Source organism: Pseudomonas sp. 05N434 (genome assembly GCF_056396965.1).
The window spans coordinates 1-2,210 of record NZ_JBFTMK010000693.1 but is presented as its reverse complement, the minus strand read 5'-3'; the positions used below and the strand labels follow the sequence as shown (position 1 = coordinate 2,210).

The following is a 2,210-nucleotide window of genomic DNA, read 5'->3' as shown; positions in this document are numbered from 1 at the left end:
GCCGAACGCAGCCTCGCGAGCTCGACAGCTGCTACAAAAAAGCGCGTCGCGGCTATCGATGCATCTGAGCCGATGTTAAAAAATGTTATTTTAAAAAAATACTTCACATAATCTGTTCATTGGTGGATTATCTGCTCAACCCGTGTCAAGCAGCTCGTAGCTGCCATTGTGTTGGGCGATCCGCTGGCCATGCCGCCGGTGCCCATCTCTACATCGCGGCCCGCCGCCTGCGCTTTGTCGGCGTGGAACAGGCCGTTGCTTCCCTCAGGAGTACCCCATGAATAACAAGAATGTCGGTGTTGTCGGTCTGGGCGCGATGGGGTTGGGCATTGCCCGCTCACTGTTGCGCAGTGGTTTCAATGTGCATGCCTGTGATGTGCGTGCGCAGGTGACTGAACAGTTTGCCGGGGAGGGCGGCGTGGCGTGCTCTTCGCCCGCGCAGATGGCCGCGGCGTGCGACGTGATCATTACCGTGGTGGTGAACGCCGAGCAGACCGAAACCGTATTGTTTGGCGAGGGTGGCGCCGTCGCTGCGTTGCGCCCGGGCAGCCTGGTGATCGGTTGTGCCACCGTGGCCCCGACCTACGCTGTCGACCTGGGCCAGCGCCTGACCGCCCAGGGCTTGCTGTATCTGGATGCCCCGATCTCCGGTGGCGCAGCCAAGGCGGCTGCCGGTGAAATGACCATGATGACGTCCGGCCCGGCCGACGCTTACGCCAAGGCCGAAGCCGTCCTGGCAGGCATGGCCGGCAAGGTTTATCGCCTGGGCGACAGCCATGGCCTGGGTTCGAAGGTCAAGATCATCAACCAGTTGCTCGCCGGTGTGCACATCGCGGCCTCTGCCGAAGCCATGGCGCTGGGCCTGCGTGAAGGGGTCGATGCCGACGCGCTTTACGAAGTGATCACCCACAGCGCCGGTAATTCCTGGATGTTCGAAAACCGCGTGCCGCACATTCTCAAGGCTGATTACACGCCATTGTCCGCGGTGGATATTTTCGTCAAGGACCTGGGCCTGGTGCTGGATACCGCACGGGCCAGCAAATTCCCGCTGCCGCTGTCGGCCACCGCCCACCAGATGTTCATGCAGGCTTCCAGTGCCGGCTTCGGGCGTGAGGACGACTCGGCAGTAATCAAGATTTTCCCCGGCATCGAGTTGCCGACTGCCAAGACCGAGCCGGTTTGAGGAACACCCAATGAACACTACCCCTGCACGCCCATTGCTGGGCTGCATCGCCGACGATTTCACCGGTGCCACGGACCTGGCCAACATGCTGGTGCGCGGCGGTATGCGCACCGTGCAAAGCATTGGCATTCCGAGCAGCGAAGTGGCGGCCGGGCTCGATGCCGATGCGATCGTCATCGCCCTCAAGTCACGCACCATTCCAGTCGCCGAAGCGGTCGAGCAATCCCTTGCCGCGCTGGCCTGGTTGCGTGAGCAAGGCTGCGAGCAGATTTTCTTCAAGTACTGCTCGACGTTCGATTCCACCGCGGCCGGCAATATCGGCCAGGTCAGTGAAGCACTGCTGGCGGCGCTGGGCAGCGACTTCACCCTGGCGTGCCCGGCGTTCCCGGAGAATGGCCGGACGATCTTTCGCGGTCACTTGTTCGTCCAGGATCAACTGCTCAGCGAGTCGGGCATGCAGCATCACCCGCTGACGCCGATGACCGATGCCAACCTGGTGCGGGTGCTGCAGTCGCAGACCCGTCTGAACGTCGGCCTGTTGCGCTACGACACCATTGCCCAAGGCGCCGAAAAGGTACGCGGGCGCATCGCCGAACTGCGGGCTCAAGGTATCGGTATGGCGATTGCCGATGCCTTGTCGGACCAGGATCTGTACACCCTCGGCACCGCCTGCGCCGACTTGCCGTTGTTGACTGGCGGCTCGGGGCTGGCCCTGGGCTTGCCGGAAAACTTCCGTCGCGCCGGTAAATTGCGCGACCTCGATGCCTCGAAACTCCCGGCGGTGGCCGGTGGTGAAGTGGTGTTGGCCGGTAGCGCTTCGATCGCCACCAATGGCCAAGTCGCAGCCTGGCTCGAAGCCGGTCGACCCGCGTTGCGGATTGATCCGTTGGCCCTGGCGGCTGRCGAACCCGTGGTGGCCCAGGCTCTGGCCTTCGCCAAGAACAATGAACAAACCGTATTGATCTACGCCACCAGCGCACCGGACGAGGTCGAGGCCGTCCGGTGCGCTGGTGGCGTAGATCAATAC

2 protein-coding genes are annotated in these 2,210 nt (G+C 62.5%); both read left to right on the top strand.

Annotated features, from left to right (window positions below; genetic code table 11):
• Positions 1–277 precede the first annotated feature (277 nt).
• Entirely contained in the window at positions 278–1,183 is a 906-nt protein-coding gene (gene ltnD / locus AC1DLB_RS28155) for an L-threonate dehydrogenase (protein WP_018928932.1), read from the top strand.
• A gap of 10 nt (positions 1,184–1,193) precedes the next feature.
• Positions 1,194–2,210: 3-oxo-tetronate kinase (gene otnK, locus AC1DLB_RS28150; RefSeq protein ID WP_477786100.1), on the top strand; the 1,017-nt coding region annotated here is incomplete at its 3' end.

Excerpts from the sequence above, each read along its gene's own strand:
- ltnD (WP_018928932.1), top strand. The coding sequence starts at position 278 with ATGAATAACAAGAATGTCGGTGTTGTCGGTCTGGGCGCGATGGGGTTG.